Origin of the sequence: Planococcus beigongshangi (assembly GCF_016820495.1) — a bacterium.
GTDB lineage: Bacteria > Bacillota > Bacilli > Bacillales_A > Planococcaceae > Planococcus > Planococcus beigongshangi.
The window spans coordinates 131473-149225 of record NZ_JADHDU010000003.1 but is presented as its reverse complement, the minus strand read 5'-3'; the positions used below and the strand labels follow the sequence as shown (position 1 = coordinate 149225).

General features: G+C 47.7%; 23 protein-coding genes. 6 read left to right on the top strand and 17 right to left on the bottom strand.

All coding sequences use genetic code 11. The features are described from left to right. Positions 1-21: 21 nt before the first annotated feature. From IQ294_RS07820 to IQ294_RS07785, 8 genes are all read right to left on the bottom strand, one after another. Entirely contained in the window at positions 22-1713 is a 1692-nt protein-coding gene (locus tag IQ294_RS07820; protein WP_203333479.1) for a MutS-related protein, read from the bottom strand. A 111-nt stretch (positions 1714-1824) separates the two neighbouring features. Continuing rightward, positions 1825-2214, bottom strand: coding sequence for a hypothetical protein (locus IQ294_RS07815; protein WP_203333478.1), 390 nt, complete (start codon positions 2212-2214; stop codon positions 1825-1827). After that, on the bottom strand, positions 2211-2423 hold the full coding sequence (locus tag IQ294_RS07810; RefSeq protein ID WP_203333477.1) for a helix-turn-helix transcriptional regulator: 213 nt from the start codon (positions 2421-2423) through the stop codon (positions 2211-2213). The genes IQ294_RS07815 and IQ294_RS07810 overlap by 4 nt, the downstream gene beginning before the upstream one ends. Before the next feature lie 333 nt (positions 2424-2756). Then, positions 2757-3440 (bottom strand): HAD family hydrolase, encoded by a 684-nt coding sequence (locus IQ294_RS07805; protein ID WP_203333476.1) that lies wholly within the window; start codon positions 3438-3440, stop codon positions 2757-2759. A 19-nt stretch (positions 3441-3459) separates the two neighbouring features. Further along, a complete protein-coding gene (locus IQ294_RS07800) occupies positions 3460-3984 on the bottom strand; it encodes a GrpB family protein (RefSeq protein ID WP_203333475.1) in 525 nt (174 codons plus the stop codon). Beyond that, positions 3981-4529: a GNAT family N-acetyltransferase gene (locus IQ294_RS07795; RefSeq protein WP_203333474.1), complete on the bottom strand. Its 549-nt coding sequence runs from the start codon at positions 4527-4529 to the stop codon at positions 3981-3983. Before IQ294_RS07795 ends, IQ294_RS07800 begins: the two co-directional genes overlap by 4 nt. Before the next feature lie 13 nt (positions 4530-4542). Continuing rightward, positions 4543-5379: a nucleotidyltransferase domain-containing protein gene (locus tag IQ294_RS07790; RefSeq protein ID WP_203333473.1), complete on the bottom strand. Its 837-nt coding sequence runs from the start codon at positions 5377-5379 to the stop codon at positions 4543-4545. 263 nt (positions 5380-5642) lie between these two features. Beyond that, a complete protein-coding gene (locus tag IQ294_RS07785) occupies positions 5643-5831 on the bottom strand; it encodes a DUF3934 family protein (RefSeq protein WP_203333472.1) in 189 nt (62 codons plus the stop codon). 616 nt (positions 5832-6447) lie between these two features. Here IQ294_RS07785 and IQ294_RS07780 point away from each other — a divergent pair. After that, on the top strand, positions 6448-7899 hold the full coding sequence (locus IQ294_RS07780; RefSeq protein ID WP_203333471.1) for a murein hydrolase activator EnvC family protein: 1452 nt from the start codon (positions 6448-6450) through the stop codon (positions 7897-7899). A 516-nt stretch (positions 7900-8415) separates the two neighbouring features. Here IQ294_RS07780 and IQ294_RS07775 read toward each other — a convergent pair. From IQ294_RS07775 to IQ294_RS07760, 4 genes are all read right to left on the bottom strand, one after another. Continuing rightward, on the bottom strand, positions 8416-10068 hold the full coding sequence (locus IQ294_RS07775) for a b(o/a)3-type cytochrome-c oxidase subunit 1 (RefSeq protein ID WP_203333470.1): 1653 nt from the start codon (positions 10066-10068) through the stop codon (positions 8416-8418). Between the two features lie 2 nt (positions 10069-10070). Then, positions 10071-10538, bottom strand: a complete 468-nt coding sequence (locus tag IQ294_RS07770) for a cytochrome c oxidase subunit II (RefSeq protein ID WP_203333469.1) — start codon at positions 10536-10538, stop codon at positions 10071-10073. Positions 10539-10566: 28 nt separating this feature from the next. Next, on the bottom strand, positions 10567-10689 hold the full coding sequence (locus tag IQ294_RS07765) for a cytochrome C oxidase subunit II (RefSeq protein ID WP_203333468.1): 123 nt from the start codon (positions 10687-10689) through the stop codon (positions 10567-10569). Positions 10690-11007: 318 nt separating this feature from the next. Continuing rightward, entirely contained in the window at positions 11008-11682 is a 675-nt protein-coding gene (locus IQ294_RS07760; protein WP_432419954.1) for a Crp/Fnr family transcriptional regulator, read from the bottom strand. A gap of 227 nt (positions 11683-11909) precedes the next feature. On the opposite strand from IQ294_RS07760, the gene IQ294_RS07755 reads away from it, so the two are divergent. From IQ294_RS07755 to IQ294_RS07745, 3 genes are all read left to right on the top strand, one after another. Next, positions 11910-12368, top strand: a complete 459-nt coding sequence (locus tag IQ294_RS07755) for a universal stress protein (RefSeq protein WP_203333467.1) — start codon at positions 11910-11912, stop codon at positions 12366-12368. Positions 12369-12692: 324 nt separating this feature from the next. Beyond that, positions 12693-13100, top strand: a complete 408-nt coding sequence (locus IQ294_RS07750; protein WP_203333466.1) for a hypothetical protein — start codon at positions 12693-12695, stop codon at positions 13098-13100. Between the two features lie 23 nt (positions 13101-13123). After that, the gene (locus IQ294_RS07745) at positions 13124-13318 is read left to right on the top strand and encodes a hypothetical protein (protein WP_203333465.1); all 195 of its coding nucleotides are present in this window, start codon (positions 13124-13126) and stop codon (positions 13316-13318) included. Positions 13319-13384: 66 nt separating this feature from the next. Here the strand turns inward: IQ294_RS07745 and panB are convergent, their stop codons facing one another. Continuing rightward, complete coding sequence (gene panB / locus IQ294_RS07740) at positions 13385-14221, bottom strand: 3-methyl-2-oxobutanoate hydroxymethyltransferase (protein WP_203333464.1); 837 nt, start codon at positions 14219-14221, stop codon at positions 13385-13387. Between the two features lie 316 nt (positions 14222-14537). Between panB and IQ294_RS07735 the strand changes: the two genes are divergently transcribed. Beyond that, entirely contained in the window at positions 14538-15191 is a 654-nt protein-coding gene (locus tag IQ294_RS07735) for a hypothetical protein (protein WP_203333463.1), read from the top strand. Positions 15192-15210: 19 nt separating this feature from the next. After that, positions 15211-15750: a peroxiredoxin family protein gene (locus IQ294_RS07730; protein ID WP_203333462.1), complete on the top strand. Its 540-nt coding sequence runs from the start codon at positions 15211-15213 to the stop codon at positions 15748-15750. A gap of 66 nt (positions 15751-15816) precedes the next feature. Here the strand turns inward: IQ294_RS07730 and IQ294_RS07725 are convergent, their stop codons facing one another. The 4 genes from IQ294_RS07725 to IQ294_RS07710 form a co-directional block, all read right to left on the bottom strand. After that, entirely contained in the window at positions 15817-16356 is a 540-nt protein-coding gene (locus tag IQ294_RS07725) for a GNAT family N-acetyltransferase (protein WP_203333461.1), read from the bottom strand. 82 nt (positions 16357-16438) lie between these two features. Then, positions 16439-16693: a hypothetical protein gene (locus IQ294_RS07720; RefSeq protein ID WP_203333460.1), complete on the bottom strand. Its 255-nt coding sequence runs from the start codon at positions 16691-16693 to the stop codon at positions 16439-16441. A gap of 55 nt (positions 16694-16748) precedes the next feature. Further along, positions 16749-17267 carry a DinB family protein gene (locus IQ294_RS07715; RefSeq protein ID WP_203333459.1) on the bottom strand — a complete coding sequence of 173 codons (519 nt, stop codon included), beginning with the start codon at positions 17265-17267 and terminating at the stop codon, positions 16749-16751. Next, the gene (locus tag IQ294_RS07710) at positions 17268-17744 is read right to left on the bottom strand and encodes a GNAT family N-acetyltransferase (RefSeq protein ID WP_203333458.1); all 477 of its coding nucleotides are present in this window, start codon (positions 17742-17744) and stop codon (positions 17268-17270) included. Positions 17745-17753: the final 9 nt, after the last annotated feature.

The window sequence follows — 17753 nt, the reverse complement described above, 5'->3', positions numbered from 1 at the left end:
GCACTTTTCGGTGTTCTATGATCACTCAGCGGATCCGGAGACAGACACAGCCAGCTCTTTCCATTCGCGCGCCTCGGTAAAGTGCTCCGCCAGGCCATTCGCCCGGGCTGTCACACTTTCTGGATACCCAATAATTTCCAACAACTTGATGGCATTCCGTGTTTGCGACGGCCCATTGTGGATTTTATAATCGAACAGCACTTCACCGTCCTCGATTGATTCGCGGAAATGATAATTCGTGTAGACTTCTCCTGCAATCTCCGTCAATTCGATATCATGCGAGGCGATGATGTTCATGCCTGTATGGTCAGACAGCCATTCCATCATGGCGGCTGAGGCGGAAATCCGCTCAATCGTATTGGTGCCTTTCAAAATCTCATCCACAAAAGAAAGGAGCGGTTTCTTTTCCCCGCTCAGCCGGATGATCCGTTTCAGCGATTTTATTTCTGCGATAAAATAACTGTCCCCGTCCATGACATTGTCCTGGATAGCCATCGAAGTCACGATATAGCTGGGCTTCATCGTCCAAGCCTTAGCCAGAACCGTGTTAATCGTCTGCGCCAGGATCGCATTGATGGCGACCGCTTTGATGTAAGTCGATTTTCCGGACGCATTGGATCCCGTGATCAGCACGGACTTGCCAAGCACCGACGAATTCGCAACAGGATCCTTCAGCAGCGGATGCACTAAATCCTCAAAAGCAAGCGCCTCTTCGGCAATGAACTGAGGCGTTGTATAAAACGGCAGCGATTTCCGGTAAAAAGCAACCGCAATCGCGGCATCCAGTTGACCGATCGCTTCCCATAATTGCTGATAGGCTTTTCGGTGCGCGGCAATCGTATTCACGATTTGATTGTAGGAAATGAAATCGAGCAAAAACACAATACGGAAGTATTCGAAGAATAAATCGAAGTCCCCTCCATTTTTATTGCCGATCGCAAGCAACTGACCGAAGAAAGACACTTTCCCCAGGCCTCTTCCTTCCCTTTTCAGGATATCCTCAAAAACAGGAAGCTGCGGATGGCGCATAGCTGCCAGGCTTTTCCCCGTATTCACAATGGCAGCCGCATAGGTAATGGAATGCAGATCATTTTCCAGCATCTTTTTATTGCGGTAATAAATCACCGCATTCAGAACGATTGAACCTGTCAGGCTGAGAAGTCCCAGATTGAAATTGAAGAACATCAGAAGAACAGACAGCACCGGCAGACAGGCGAGAAAAATATAGAGGTATGCAAATTTGATCTTCTGGTCATTAAGTTCATAAAAATAAGAGGATGTATCGGTATAATTGCGTTTGCCGAGACCGGACAAAATGAGGAGAACTTTTTCCCTCAGCGCCTGATCCTTCTCGACGAGCCTGTAAAGTTCTTCTGTTGACTGAAGATCCCCGAGTTTCGGATCTATATCCCGCAGCTGATTGAACAAGTACTCCGAACCGACGCTGGTCTGGGTGTAATTCACTTTTTTGAATACCTGATCCATCGACAGGTCGTCCCACGTGATGCCATCGACGCCGGCATAAAAATCCGTACGCTCTTTTTTATTCCGCCAATACGAGGAAACGGATTCAACATCCTCACTCAGCGCGATGAAGTCGCCGGTCTCCCATTCCTGCCGGATCTTCTTCAGTTTCCGGCCGTTTCGCGTCAACAGCTGGTAGACAATAAAACCGGCGACAAATAAGCCGATCAAGATAAATCCATTTTCCATGTCAGCACCTCTCCCTCTTATTTTATACGGGCGCTGCATGAGAAAGTTTCAATGCAGGAAGGACAAATAAAAAGGAGGAAGCCCGGATTCCTGCTTCCTCCTTTGCCGGCTCTATCTCCGGCTGACAACCAGTGCGCCAATCCCGCTGATCAGCATATAAGCGATGACGAAAATCCATAGATAGCTGATTGAAATCTGGTCCTGTCCCGCATAGGTAAACCCGGCCAGCGCCAGAAAGAGCACGCCCAGGAACACATTGGCGATAATGGCATAATACTTGCGTACATTATTGACGGTCCGTTCATCGACTTCCGGTGTTTTGTCCTTCTTCGACCTCACGTAGAAAAAGTTGATAAGAAAAATGACAGCAAAACCGGTGAAAGCCCCCAGTATGGCTGACCAGTCGACTCCGCTGAAAATGAGCGTTCCAATGATCATGCCGATCAACCCGCCTGTCGCTCCAATCGTAATATTCCACTTTGCATATTTTTTCTTTTTCATTTCCCTTCCTCCTCTTCCAGTGTGAATACTTCCTCAATCGGCAGATCGAAATACTTGATGATTTTCAACGCCAATTCCAGACTCGGATTGTATTTATTCTTCTCGATGGCCGTAAACGTCTGCCGCGTTACCTGCAGATCTTCAGCCATCGTTATTTGCTTGATGCCCCGCTCTTTCCGGATTTTTTGGATATTATTTTTCACCGGCATGCCGATCCCTGCTTTCAGGAAAATTTATGTAAAGATATCTTTACGTATATAATAAAACATTGAAGTTGAAATGTAAAGAAATCTTTACCTTTTTTATTTTCACTCTCTATTCTGCTTTATTTTTCAGCCGGTTGGATTCTATGAGCACTTATTTGATTCTATGAGCACTTTTTGGTGTTCTATGATCACTCAGTGCGTTCTATGATCACTCAGCGGATTCTATGAGCACTTTTCGACGTTCTATGAGCACTCAGCCATTTTGTATAGGAAAACACAAAGAGGCTGTCGGATAATCGCATCCCGACAGCCTCTTCCATATTAAAAAGTCAATGATCAATCCGCTCGCCGGACTTTATTCGCGTGTAAAATGTCTCCATTTGTTAAGTCCATCAATTCCGCCAAATCCTCAATCACAAAATCAGCCTGGGCCAATTCCGATTCCTGCGCAAAATCGAACCTGCAGCCGATGGCGGTCAGCTTATTAGCTTTTGCGGCGTTGATATCGGACAGCCGGTCGCCGATGACAGCTCCGTCCTGAATATGATACTTCTCCATGATCGAGCGCACCAGTTCGCCTTTATCCAATGAAGAGACCTGTTCGATGCTGAAGGTCTCTGTGACCCAGCGATCCAGCCGATAAAACTTGGTGATGGCGGCCAAATAGGCAGTTAAGCCGTTGCTTGCGATATAGATCTTATGGTCATTGTCCGTTATGTACTTGAACACCTCTTCGACATTCGGATATAATGCGCCGTTGCCGTTTTGGATGTTCCAGATCAACCGTTCGTGGAAAAATTCGTTTGCGGCTTTCCGGACTTCACCGGAGTGTTGAGGCAGCAGTTCTTCCCAAACTTTCGGCAGCGGCACACCCATGATTTCACGGTATTTATCAATCGGCGTCCCCGCATCCCAAAGGTTCAGCTTCCTTAACCGGTCAAACGCATCTACAAGCGCCAACTCCAGAATCTTATCGGTCTGAAATAACGTTCCGTCCATATCGAAGATGAATGATGTCATGATTTGCTTCTTTGCACTATCAGTATTTTTCCTGATTTCGTTGCCATGCAATTGCCTGTCCTTGGATGTCCGTCGCCAATCCCTCTTTGCCATTGATATACGAATCGATGTCATACGGAAATTGTTTGGCAAGACGCAGCTTCAACTCCCCGTACTCTTCCGCAGCGTCAGGGTGCGCGCGAAGGAAATCCCTGAATACCAGATGACGCCCGATTTCAGGACTGCCGATCTGGTAAATATGCAGGTGGTGCGTCCGCTCATCGCCGCCTTTTTGGAAATACCTGCGGCCTGGAATGCCATTTTCGCCTTTTCCTTCGTAGCCGAAAATCTGCAGTTCCGCATTAAATCGGTCGACCAACTCGATGTCTTTCACGACGCCCAGCATATCGATGATCGACTTCGCTGCGAGACTGGGAACCGAAGTGCTGCCGAAATGATGGATCTCCACCAGCTCTTCCCCCAAGATCCGCTTGATTTGCCCCGATTCCTCTGCGAATAAAACCGGCCATTCTTCGCTATATAGTGAAACGTTCACTCTTCTCATTGCTTCCCTCCGCTTTCTCTGCTGCCGCTGAACTGAAGGATTCCGGTGTCCCGCGAAATTTCCATCAGCCATTTCTTATTGCCTTCAATCTTCTTCACTTTACGGAAACCGCATTTCTCATAGCAGCGGATGGCCCGTGGATTGCTCAGCTCCGGATCCAACACGATGGCGTCCGCCTGTTTTTCCTGAAAAATAAAATTCACGAATTCCGTTACCAATCGAGTGCCATAGCCTTTATTGAAAAGAGCCGGTTCTCCTATGAACTGGTCGATGCCGTAAATCGTTTCATCCATAGCGTAACCGTAATTTGCGTAATCCGCGTTCGCTATACGGTAGCCTTGCAGGAATGCGAACGGCCGCCCATCTGTTTCCGCAATATACGGTTCCACCGCTATCGCCCCGTCAATCCGCGGGCCGTATTTCTCCTGTACTTGCCGGGCGCTCGGCGGTGCGCTCGGGTGGCCAAAGAATTCAAGGATTTCCTTCGTATTGAGCCATTTCGTCATCAGCTCCAGATCTTCATGGACCATTTTGCGGATCTTCATCTCAGCTGCCTCCTTAGAGCACCAGATTCAATGCTTTTTCCACTGATTCACTGCCATCCTCGACGCCCGCTTGCCGGCTCAATGTTTTATTGAGCTGAACGAATTCCGTCGCTATGTGCCCGAGTGCAGTTAATAGGCTGCGGACATGCCGATCAGCCGACCAACCAGCCAATCGCTGCAGCTGATCCTCGCGCAGCAGGCTTCGCGGCCCTTCGATTTTTGACCAGACCTGATAAGGGCTGTCGAGATGCTCGCCCATTTCCATATACCAGCCGTATGCCATCAGCCAGCGGACGCTATCGAGATTGGCGAGTGCATAATAGGGTTCATCCCGCATGCCTGCCCGGTAGGTTTCGTGGATGAACGCCAGCATCTTCGTGCGCCAGAACCCGACTTCCGCAGGTGAAACTGTATAGACGGCCTCTTCCGAAAGCTGGCGGATCGGCTCCAGGATCCTGTGTGGATCATAGAGGATCTTCATGCCTTTCAGCCAAATCGACGGTTGGATTTCGTCGATCGTCTGATACCAGGAATCGACTTTAACAAAGCAGTCGAAATGGCTGACAATCACCGGGGATGCCGCAATCCCTTCATAAAACAGCACATGGCCCCAGCCCCCTGCGCGTCCAAACTTATTGGCAATAAAACCTTCCAGCTTATCTGGTTTGACGATGGTGTGGAGATCGATATCCGAGTAGCTGTCCGCGTTCCCCTTGGCGAGGGAGCCTGTCAGATAAATGGCAAGCACATCCGGATCCTGCTGAAGATCCCGTAATGCCCGTTCCAAGAGCTGCTCTCTGACTTCCGGTAAGCTTTCGTCCCGTTTTGCGTGTTTTTCTTCCTTTTCCATCCCGATTCCCTCCTGACTATTATCCTTCTATACCATATCATTCCATTTGGCGCAGTCCCAATCAAGATTCTTAGATGAAAAAAGGGGGATTTGAACTTTTGTGATCGGGATGAGCCAGTTTGTGATCGGGATAAGTCGTTTTATGATCGGCATAACGACTTTTATGATCGGGATAAGCCGTTTTGTGATCGCCAAGCCTCTCATACAAAAAAATGCCGCCCCTCTTCAGGGCGGCAATTCTGTTTCTACTATATAAGCATTGATTAGCCGTCAATCCAGCCCGGTTCGTCAGAATTCGCTTTTTCGCCTGATTTGCCGGCATCTGTTTTTTTGGTGTTTTTACTTGTGTAAGGCTTGAAGCTTTTGGCTTTATTGGATCCCGCTTTCCAGCGATTCCAGCCTTTTTTGCCGGTGCCTTGGCCCGTGCCGCTTTTTTTCTTTTCTTTTGCCATTTCCATCACTCCATTACTATCTTGCATTATAGCACGCCGAGGAGTTCCTTGACACACTCACCTGTCCACTGTGCGCCCCACGTTTAAACGAATCTGCCAAAATCATTATGCCCGCATAGATTTTATTTCTGCGTTTCTTCTCGGGACCGCATTTCTTTCCTCCTCTTGCCGTTTTGATTTGCTTGTAATATATCTCAGGAATATAGACCTGTTTCTTTCACACCCTTCCGATGGAATAAATTCAAAGAATAAGCCCATGAAAATATAACAAGCTGAAAATTATGAGCAGTCGGATAAAAAAGTTAACTGGTGATTCTCTTGTCTTACAGCGAGTCTATTCTGTTTTGATTACATTACGTAAGAGTTAGAGAAAACTTCGGCAGGGATTTTCAAAACTCATTTTCCAGTATGATACCAAGGTCTTTTGACTCACCCGGAGTGTTACATTACGTTATAAATTGATATACAACTGTAATATTATAAAGGTTTACAGCTGTTATAATGAACGTGCTGCGATTTTAATAGACGCAATTTTTCATTTGAAAAAACTATTCAATAATAGATAAAGATTATAGATTAAGAATATATATTTGATATTTTGAAAGGGGTAAACAACTTGAACTTGAAGTCGAAATGGATGTTGTCCGGAATTTCATCATTGCTAGCCATCTCAATTTTATTGCCAACCGTCGACGCCAATGCCAATACGTTAAGCGAGCTCGAGCAGAAGCAACAGGAAGCCGAGCAGAAAAAGAACGAATTGAATTCAGGGATCAAGCAAAAAGATACCGAGATTAAAGAAACAGTTTCAAACCTTGAAACCATTCTGGGAAAAATCCAGGAACTGAACAATAAAGTCAAAGAAACTGAAGGCAAGATCAAAGGTGTCGAAGCTGAAATCGCCCAAACAAAAGAGGAGATCGAAGAACTTCGCGCATCCATTGAGGTATTGATACATAAGATCGAAGAACGCACTGAACTTCTCCAGGAACGCGCCCGCGCAATCCAATTGAGCGGCGGTTCTGTCGACTATATTGATGTCCTTCTTGGCGCCAACAGCTTCGTTGATTTCATCGACCGTTTTTCTGCAGTCAGCACATTGATCGACGCTGACCGCGAAATCATGCGTGAACAGGCAGCGGATAAAGAGTTGCTGGCTGAACAAAAAGCTTCTGTCGAAACGAAACTGGCAGAGCAGGAAGCGCGCGGTGCTGAATTGAAAGGCTTGAAAGCCGACCTTGACGGCCAGAAAAAAGAGCAAGGGGTTCTTGCTGAAGAGTTGAAAGCAGAACAAAAACGCCTTGAAAGCGAAAAAGTCGTTTTGGGCGAAGAATATGCTGACGTTATCGAAATCAGCGCAGATCTTGAAAAACAGATCGTTGCCGAACAGGAACGCCTTGCAGAATTGGCAAGAAAAGCTGAAGAAGAGCGCCAGGCGAGATTAGCAGCGGAACGCGCAGCAGCTGAAAAAGCGGCGGCGGAACGTGCAGCGGCTGAGAAAGCAGCAGCCGAAAAAGCGGCGGCAGAACGCGCGGCAGCGAAAAATGAAGCTGAACGCCAGGCAGCAGATGAGCGTGAAGCAGCTGCGAAACGCGAAGCTGAAGCAAAAGAAAAAGACAGTACACCGGCACCGTCCGTTTCTGCACCACCAGAATCCAATAGCGGCGGATTTATTCGCCCGGCATCTGGACGCATTTCATCTCCATACGGATACCGCACAATCTTTGGTGCCAGAGAATTCCACCACGGGATTGATATCGCCAACGGCACGGGTACACCAATCCAGGCAGCGGCTTCAGGCTATGTAACATTTGCTGGAGCAATGGGCACTTACGGAAATGTCGTCATGATGACGCATTCCATCAACGGCAAAACCCATGCCACTGTATATGCACACTTGAATTCCATCTCTGTCAGCCAGGGACAATATGTCTCCCAGGGCGGCCGCATCGGCGCGATGGGCAGCACAGGACGTTCAAGCGGACCGCACCTTCACTTCGAAGTGCACGTAGGAAATTGGAATGGCTCACGCACAAATGCAGTCAACCCATCGAATTACATCAACTAATATTGAAAGAGCGGCCGCCCTTGGGTGACCGCTCTTTTTTGTTTTTTGAAAGAATGGTATGAAAAAGGCTTCGCGGACGCGAAGCCTTCCTTCAAGGGATTGGAGTTTTTCGCCCCGGCGAAAAACATCCGCTGTTGTTCTTGAACTTTGGGTGAGGTAGCTATCAAAACGGGATAGTGAAATCCGGTTTACCGGCACACATTATTGATAGCAGTGACATGAAATTAGCACTGCGCACATAAATCTCATTTTGCGCACATAAACTTGATTCTGCGCACACAAAATCCGCTCACCGCACATAAACCCGATTCTCCGCCCACAACCCCACTCTCTCACCCACAAACCACACTTCTCCCGTCCACAACAACAAAAAGCCGGCTGCCCCTCAGCAACCGACTCTCCCATCCACTCCTATTTTATTCCTCGTCCGAAACACTTACCTCGACCAGTATGGCCGTAAACAGGATGAAGATGAGCATCATGGAAATGATCATTGTGAACATAGTTCTTCAACTCCTACCATGTTTTGAATCCTTCAGAACCAGGCGGTGCGTGCATGATCATGGATGACAGCGGAATCGCATAGGCGATGATGATCAGGACGAAGGCGATGCCGATCCAGATCCACCAGTTTTCGAGCCATTTCGGTGTATGCGATTTGTCGCTTTCCGCCATCGGGAATTCGACCTGGTCTTCCACTTTCAATGCTTTTGGCGACAGGAACATCGACATGACGACGATATAGATCAGGATCATCGCCGATACGAACAGGATGCTTCCCCCGACCGCCATTGTGACGTGGCTCGACAGGATGCCGTCGAACCATTCCATCGCGCTCGGATGGCCATTATAACCGGAGTAAGCGGTCCGGCGCGGTGCCCCAAGAAGACCCAGAACGTGCTGGGCAGTCGACATGAGCAGCATGCCGATCGACCACGTGATGATCTGGACGAACGCCAGGACCTTCATTGATTTCGTAAATTTACGGCCCGTCAAATAAGGGATGAGCCAGAATGTGAGCCCCATGAACGTCATCGCGACCGGCGTGCCGACCGTGATATGGAAATGCCCGACGACCCACAACGTATTATGGACGACTTCGTTCAGCTGGAAACTGGCGTTGATGATGCCGCCCGCGCCCCCCGGGATGAAGAACGCCATGGCAATGAAGATGGAAGTGAAACGGATATCTTTCCACGGCAATTTTTTGAACCAGCCGAACAGTCCGGTTGCCCCTTTTTTACGTCCGGAAATTTCAAAGTTGGCGAACATGGTGAAGGCCGTCATGAGTGACGGGATAATGACCATGAACGTTAACACGACCTGCAGGAATTTCCAGAAGTTTGTGATGCCGGGTTCTGTCAATTGGTGGTGGAAGCCCACCGGGATCGAGAACAGGATGAATAAAACAAAGGCAAGACGTGCAAGCGAATCACTGAACACAGGGACATTCAGTATTTTCGGCACGATTACATACCAGGCGATATATGCCGGCAGCAGCCAGAAGTACACAAGCGGATGGCCGAAGAACCAGAACAATGAACGGCTTAATTCCACATTGATGGTATCCGTCCAGCCGAATGCCCACGGAATGTATTGGAATAGTACGGTAGCAACGACGCCAAGACAGGCGATCAGCCACATGATGATGGTCGTAATCGTCATGAATGCGAATAATGGACTCAACTGGCCTTTATTGTTTTTGCGCCAGACCCGGTAATGGCCAATCAGCGCGAAACTCGCAATCCAGGTGCCGATGATGACCAGTGCGAGGCCGACATAATACCAGCCGTTCGCTTTCAGCGGCGCATAGAATGTGTAAAGAACGGATGCCTCGCCGATGACGATCAGGACTGTGGCCATGACCGTACCGAGCAATGTCACCCAGAAACCCACCCATGACCAGAGCCGCACTTTTGGACCGAATGTCCCAAGGCTCTTGCTCATGCCGGTGATAAAGAATGCGAAGATGAAGAACGTTGTATAAATAAGTGCGAGCAGCACACCGTGTGCCGTTAAAATTTGATAATAATCAAGCCATGCCGGCAAATCGAGTTTGTCGTTCCGGATGAATACCTGAAGCAGCCCCATCAGGGTTCCGATCAGGAAGGCTATGTACGCAACGCTGATATATGATAAGGCCAGTTTGCGATCTTGCTGAGCGATCATGTTCAGTACACCTCAATTTCTGTAAACATATAATGGTGGCCCGTGCCGCAGTATTCATTGCACAGGATCAAGTACTTGCCGGGCTTATCGAAAATATAGGAGCGTGTGGTAATCTGACCCGGAACGACCATCATATTCACTTTTGTATCGTCGATCGTGAAGCTGTGGACGACATCCGTGCTCGTCACTTTAAAGATGATCTCTTTTCCGGCAGGCACCTTCAGTTCCGGTGCTGTATAGCCGAAAGCCATGGCGACAATCGCCACCTGGTACGTATCTTCGTCCAGCTGCGTCACACCCGGGTTATCGAATGGCGCCGTCTCATTCACTTTCTCCGGATCGATCGTATCCATTCCGCCAGCCGGATGATGATCGTGTGAAAATGCGGTAATGCCGACAACACTTAAGAATACAATTAATGATATGATTCCAAATACAAGCCAAATCTTTTCGAATTTATGAAAATGCATGGTGATGTTCTCCTTTCTTACTGTGTCTCTACCTTGCGACGTACATCATGTAGACGGCGACCCACATCACAATGATGATGATGCCGACTGCCAGGACGCTGATTAACGTTCCCCTTAAATCCAACCCGTCATGTTCATTCTTTTTGCTCATCCATTCTTCACCTCTTACGTCATTCTTTCTATATTGTCAGCTTATTCTTTTCCTCTTCCGCGCATTGTGATAAATATCACACTTGGACATGTTTTTAGTGAAGGTGTCAAATTTTGGACAAAAACGGACGGGCTTTGCGGAAAATTTGCCTGAACGCACGCAAACCTTTCTTCCTTCTCATTTCCATCTCCCGCCATGCCCCGAAAACAAAAAAAGAAGCTTTTCGCCAAGCGAAAAGCCTCCCCTAACCCCTATTTCCTCTGTTTCAGACGAAATTCACCAACAAAAAAAGCCTCACCGTTTCCGGTTCAGCTTTCTTCAGTCGATTTTACATAAATAAATCGGGCAATCTTCACAATTGATGGCATCTTTCAATTTCGGAATCTGATGGAGGATCAGCTTGCCGTCTTTCATCGAAAGTATACGATCCTTTTTCAAATCGCTCAGCATCCGGTTGACCACTTCGCGCGTCATGCCGCAGAAATTGGCCAGCTCCTGATTGGTCAGCACCACGTCGATCAAAATGCCTTCTTCATGAAGCTCCCCGTAACTGTTGCTGAGGCGGATCAGCGTCGAATAGAGTGCGCCTTTTTTGCCGTGCAGCAGTAAGTCACGGAATTTCGTCTGCGTCTTCTGCTGGTCGATGCCTGTCCAGCGCATAAACGCAATGGCCAGTGCCTGGTCCCGCTGCAGCGCTTCCTCCAAATCGTCAATGGCAATCTGAATGCATTCCGTATCCTCAATCGCCTTCGCGTCCAGCCGGTATTGGGATGGTCCTGAAAACACGGTGATTTCCCCGACCATTTGATTGACACCGCAGATTTTCAACGTCAGCTCCCTGCCTTCCGGCGTCACTTTGCCAATCTGCACTTTGCCGGATTTCAGCAGGTAAATGCCTTTGATCGGATCGCCTTCCCGGAACAGGTAGCTGCCTTTTTCATATTTTCTTGTCGTATGGCGGATAGCGCCGAGATCCGGTACAGTTTCATGCATATCGGTTTCCATATTTCGTCTAGTCAAAGGGCTCCCACTTTCCTTCGTTCTGTTAATAACAGAATAGCACAACGACAGTTTTCTGACGTAAGATATTTGAATTTATTTATAGAGGAAATAAATTCAAGGCCCTCTTAGTCATGGTATTTTTTTGCTGTGGAAAGAAGGAAGATTTCATTGATATAGAGAATTGTTTACTAAATAAGATATTCGAGGAGGAGATCGGCGTGACTCTGAAATATTCCCATATACTGGTCGCACTGGACGGTTCAAAGCAAGCGGAATGGGCCTTTAAGAAATCGGTTGATATTGCTCTCCGTAACCATGCGGCACTCGATCTGGTCAATGTCGTCTACAACCGTACGTTCGGAATGATCGAAGCCTATGATAGGGACTATTCAAAAAAGGCAAAGATTGCTGCACGGGAAATACTTGAAAAATATAAAAAAGAAGCGGAAGCAGCCGGTGTTGAAACTGTGGAGACGATTATCGAATATGGTGTTCCCAAGGAAAAAATCCCGCGTGAAATCGCTGGACGGACAGGTGCAGACCTGATCATCTGCGGAGCTACCGGCCTGACCGGCGCCGAGCGCATCATCATGGGCAGTGTTTCACAAAGCATTGTCCGCTATGCGAAATGTGATGTATTGGTTGTCCGGACGGAAGATGAGACAGGCAGGGAATAATACCCTTGGTGCTGATAAACGGATGCCTGTGCTCTACTGAACACCTCCAGACATCAAATATTTGTCATGACTTAGGACCCTATTTCTTATAAAAGGGTTTAAAGCCATAAAGAATTTGGCAATAGAAAAGTAAACCAGAAAACGATTAGTGTTTCTGCTTATTGCGCATATAATATCTACCCCTATAAAATTTCATGACAACAGGCTTCGGACAGGATGGAACAGACTTTTGTGCTGTTAGCAACGCCGAAAAGGACCAGGTGGTCCTTTTCGGCGTTTTTTGACGGGTTTTTTCAATATCAGATTTTGAAAGGAGCGGATTTTATGACTCATTTAGAGGAATTAGCCCAGGAAGTGGCGTCGCTGATGAATGCAGACATCGAACTTGCAGTTGACACGTGTCTCGTCAAAAAAAAGCGGCATTTGAATATACAAACCGAACAAATTTATTTTTCGTGCATTCTGGAATTGGATATCTCGTTCAGGAAACTCAGAAAAAATGGCAAGGCCTTGAATAAATCGGAAATTCTGCTGCTGCCGGAGGAATTGCCCGCATTTACAGCGGCCTGGTCCAGCTTTGCCATACCGCTGCCTGTCAGTTTCAAGCAGCGCTGTGAGACGAATCCCAATATCGTCTGCCTGCATCTGGAGACAGTGGAATGTCCGAAAGCTTTTACTTCGAGCCTTTCAGCAGCACTGCTTGCGCTCGAACCCCTTGAAACCATCAGTTAATAAAAAGAAAGGAAGACTCTTTTATGACCTATATCATCGATCACACAAAAAAGTTCATCCATGAACTGTCCTATAGCGAGAAAAGATGCCGAGTCGAGGAAACTCCTCCTGAGACAAAAGAACTCACGGATTCTGCACCCTATATTTATATTCTGAAAAAAGAGAAAATGTACGCCAAATGCCCTTACTGCCACGAAGTTCCCTTAATCATCGATTAACCTCCACGAAAAAATCCTCTCATGAAAAAACCGGAGCCCTCTACAGGGTTCCGGTTTTTGACATGTCTAAGATTTCCCTCCATACAGTTGCTGAAGTTCGTCTTCTTTCATCGTGAAGCGGTGTTCTTCAGCCGGGAATGCACCCGATTTCACTTCTTCCACGTATGCACTCAAGCCGTTCTTCATCACTTCCCCCGCTTCCGCGTATGAACGGACAAATTTCGGAAGATGGTGTGAACCATATTTGATGGTGTCATGATACACAAGCACCTGGCCATCTGTTTCACTGCCGGCACCGATGCCGATGACCGGAATCGCGACTGCTTCTGTCACCTGCTTCGCCAGTTGATAGGGAATGCATTCCAGAACAAGCATGAACGCGCCCGCCGTTTCGCACGCTTTCGCATCTTCAATCAGCTTTTTCGCGGCATCGGCTGTTTTGCCCTGCACTTTAAAGCCCCCAAGCACGCCGGCCGTCTGCGGCAATAAACCGAGATGTGCCACAACAGGGATCCCCGTGCGCGTCAGCAGTTTCGTAACCTTCAGCACTTCATCGGCCCCTTCAAGTTTCAGCGCCTCTGCCCCCGTTTCCTGAAAAATACGGACAGCGGTCTGAAGCGTCCGGTCGATGTCGCCATGGAATGAAGCAAAGGGCATATCGACAACCAAAAAGGTATCTTGCGCTCCGCGGCGTGCGGCTTTTCCATGGTGAATCATGTCTTCCACAGTAACCTTCACTGTCGAATCATACCCAAGGACGACCATACCGAGTGAATCTCCGACCAGAATGATATCCACACCCGCTTCCTCTGCGATTTTTGCCGACGGGTAATCATATGCCGTCAGCATAGCGATCTTATCGCCTTCTTTTTTCATTTTCGAAAATGTTGCTGTGTTCTTCATCTTCTTTTCTCTCCTTTTCAGGGAGAAAACCGGACATAAAAAGCCCTCTGTGCCAAAATGGACAGAAGGACAGGATTTTCATCAGCTGGTTTCCTCCGTCCCTGTCATCGATTGATCAAGGCAGAATTTTGTAAGTCTGTGCAACTTGCATTTGGGTGCAGTTCCTCGCAGATACCGCCCACACCCCCACTATAGCAGAAGCTGTAATAGTCTGACAATATTTCCCGCCCCACAATTTGCAGACTGAGCAAATATCCGAAATTTTTTCTTCATCCTCTGTATAGTAGTAAGTAGATTGAGCATTCCGGAGGTCCCTATGGCAGCCATCAGTAAGTTAACCGTTATTTTCATACTGGCCATCAGTTTCGCACTTTCACTGCTGGCTTTTTATATCATGAGCGGCCTGTCTGAGGCGCAGCGGAAAAAGCAGGCGAGCGAAATCGTGTCACAGCTGATCAATTTTGTGCTGTTCCTGTGGCTTGCGAAAGTCCTGTTGAAACTGCCTCTTTTCCTGCAGGATCCATTGGCCGTTCTCGCTTATCCTGCCAATTCCGATGCCTTTTACCTGGCGGCGCTGTTCACTGGCCTGCTGATTTTCTGCCAATCAACGAAAAGGAAAATTGAAGGCGAAGCCTTTGCACATTCCTTGCTGCAGGTGATGCTCGCCGCACTGTTTGTATATGAATTCATCCAGCTGATCTGGCGCGACCACCCTTTTTCCTTTTCCTATCTGCTTGTTTATGGGCCCCTGCTGCTCCTGTTCCACCTGCTGCAGGAGCGCGTGAGCCGCAAAATCCAGATGGCTTCCGCCCTGTTCGCAGCCGCTGCCGGTTTTTTCATCATCAGTTTTTTTGTCCCTTATGTCTCTGTATTCGGCTATGTTCTGGATGGCTGGTTTCTCGCTCTGATGCTCGCCGCGTTTTTTGCGCTGCTCATCCGAGGGGATGAACTCCAATCCCGATCAAGTTAAAGTAACTGGAGGAAACAGAATGAAGAAAGCATTATTTTTTATTGTCATCGGTGCCATGCTTGTGTGGGCCATTTACGATTTCGGATTTTCCGGAACCGATCCAACTTCTCTGACCGGCTCCGGCGAGTCAGCTGATACGGGCCTTGAAATCGGCAAGACTGCTCCTGACTTCACCTTACAGACGCTGGACGGTGAAGAGGCCAGCTTATCCGATTTCCGCGGACAGCCGGTATTCATCAATTTCTGGGCAACGTGGTGTCCTCCGTGCCGTGCCGAAATGCCGGATATGCAGGAGCTTTATGACAATATGGACATTGAAATCCTTGCCATCAACATGACGGATTCCGAAAGCAATGAAGAAGGCGTCGCCACCTTTGTGGATGATATGGAACTGACTTTTCCGGTGCTCATGGATATGGAAGGCGAAGTTTCGGATAGGTATAACGTAAAGGCTTACCCTACGTCATACATGGTGGATGCTGAAGGTAAGATCAGCCATGTTGCGTATGGGGCGATGAATTATAATACGATGGTGCAGGAATATGAGAAAGTGAAATAAATTGAGTGGATATTTCCCGGGAAATACATTAAAAAGCCGAAACCAGCTGATTGGTTTTGGCTTTTCCTATGGTTTATCCTTTTTTTCGCGCCATTCGTCTTCTAAAATCGCCATTTCCCAAAGGCTCCAATAATCTTCACCGAACTTTTGATGATCACGCATGAGGCCTTCTTTTTTGAAGCCGGTTTTCTCATAGCAGGCGATGGCGGGTCCATTGAAATCGAAAACGCCCAAAGTTACGCGGTGGAGCTTCAGCTCTTCAAAAGCGACTTTGAGGACCTGCTGCATCATCTGGCTGCAAAGTCCTTTGCCTTTTGCACCCGGATCCCCTATCAGCACACGGCCGATCCGTGCAGAACGATTATTTCGATCGATGCGTGCCAAGGAAATATGACCAAGTAATTTCCCGGAATCCGCATCGACCACGCTGTAGATATAGGATGATGAATTCTTGCCGTTTGCCTCTTTCAGGTATTCCTCCAATTGAAACTTATTCAACGGAAAAACAAAACTCGGGCCAGCCCATTGAAGCATCAGTTCAGCCGTATCCACCCAGTCGATCAGCTGTTTGAAGTCAGCTGGTTCAAAATAACGCAATTTGATCATCGGGGCCACTTCCTCTTCTTAGAATCAGGTCGGTATTGTTCTCTACCCTTTCCTGACCAGGCCTAATATCAAATCCCTGAATTTATTGCCCTTTCAGCTCCGCTGCTTTTTCTTTGCCGTCCCGTTCCTCAAGGTATTTTTCCAGCGCAGTCTTAGTTGGATCCGGCTTCTCCTTTTTCATAACCAGCACTTTATGGATATCATTCAATAGAAGAACTACTCTGATTAAAATACCAATGATGATGCCTAGTGCCAATACCCCGCCGATTACGACGTCCACCATCATCAATAATAAGACGATGACGATACCCACCACTATCGAACCAAATAACACCATGTCCAATTCCCTCATTTCCCCTTTTAATCTCCTAACCATCCACTAACGTCAGAGTCTACTTCTTCTTCATTTCCCGCTTCAGCATCCGTATTTGGCCGCGGTGGCTGATTTCATCTTCCAGCACATGGAACCATAAATAGTAATTATTGAAAGCGACACCGTTCGGCCAGGTGTTTTCTTTAAACAGCCAGGCTTCGTCCTTTGTTTTCAGTTGTTTCAGCGTTTCCCGCCGGACTTCCGCTAATTCTTCCAGATAATATTCCAGCGGCTGTTCATTGATATCACGGCGCCCTTCATCGCCCAGCGACAATGCCGAACTCCATTTGCCGTTTTCCGCTTCAGAGAAATCACGGTTTTCAAATGAGATCACCTGATGGACTTTTTCGATGGCAGCGATGTGCATGAGCAGTGCGCCGATGGAATTGCTGTGGCGCGTCTGCAGATGATCCAGATCGGCCATGCGCAGTCCACCGATTTCCCATAGCGTTACGGCGCGGGCATGCTCGAGCATGGACACGAGTTCCCCGACTTTATCGGCATAGCCTTTCGGCGATTTGATGACGTAATCGATCATTTAATCCAGCTCCTTTCTGTAATACACCAGCGTAGCGCGTTCATTGATCTTTTCGATCCGCCGCGTCCGTTCATAGCCGAGCTTTTCGTATAGATAACAATTGCCGGTTTCCTCGGCTAACGTCGATAATTCCCATGTTTTTTCAGCCGAAAATTTCTTCTCTGCCAGCTTCATGGCTTGTTGCGCGATTCCTTTTCCCTGAAATTCCAGAATGACGAAAATCGGGCTGATCCACAGGCTGCCGTTCTTTTCTTTGCGGACAATATGGATAGCACCGGCTATTTGGCCTGCAGCCAGTATTTTGAAATAAAAACTGTCAGGATTTTTCAGCCGGTGGATTGTTTTCTCGAGTGGTTCGTTCGCCGGGCTCGTATCGTGATCTCTGTATTTTTCCAGTAATGGAGAAAATGCAGCGATCTGTAATTTATGAATTTCGGCAGCATCTGTCATCTGCGCCAGCTGTAAGTTGATTTTCATTTTTTTATC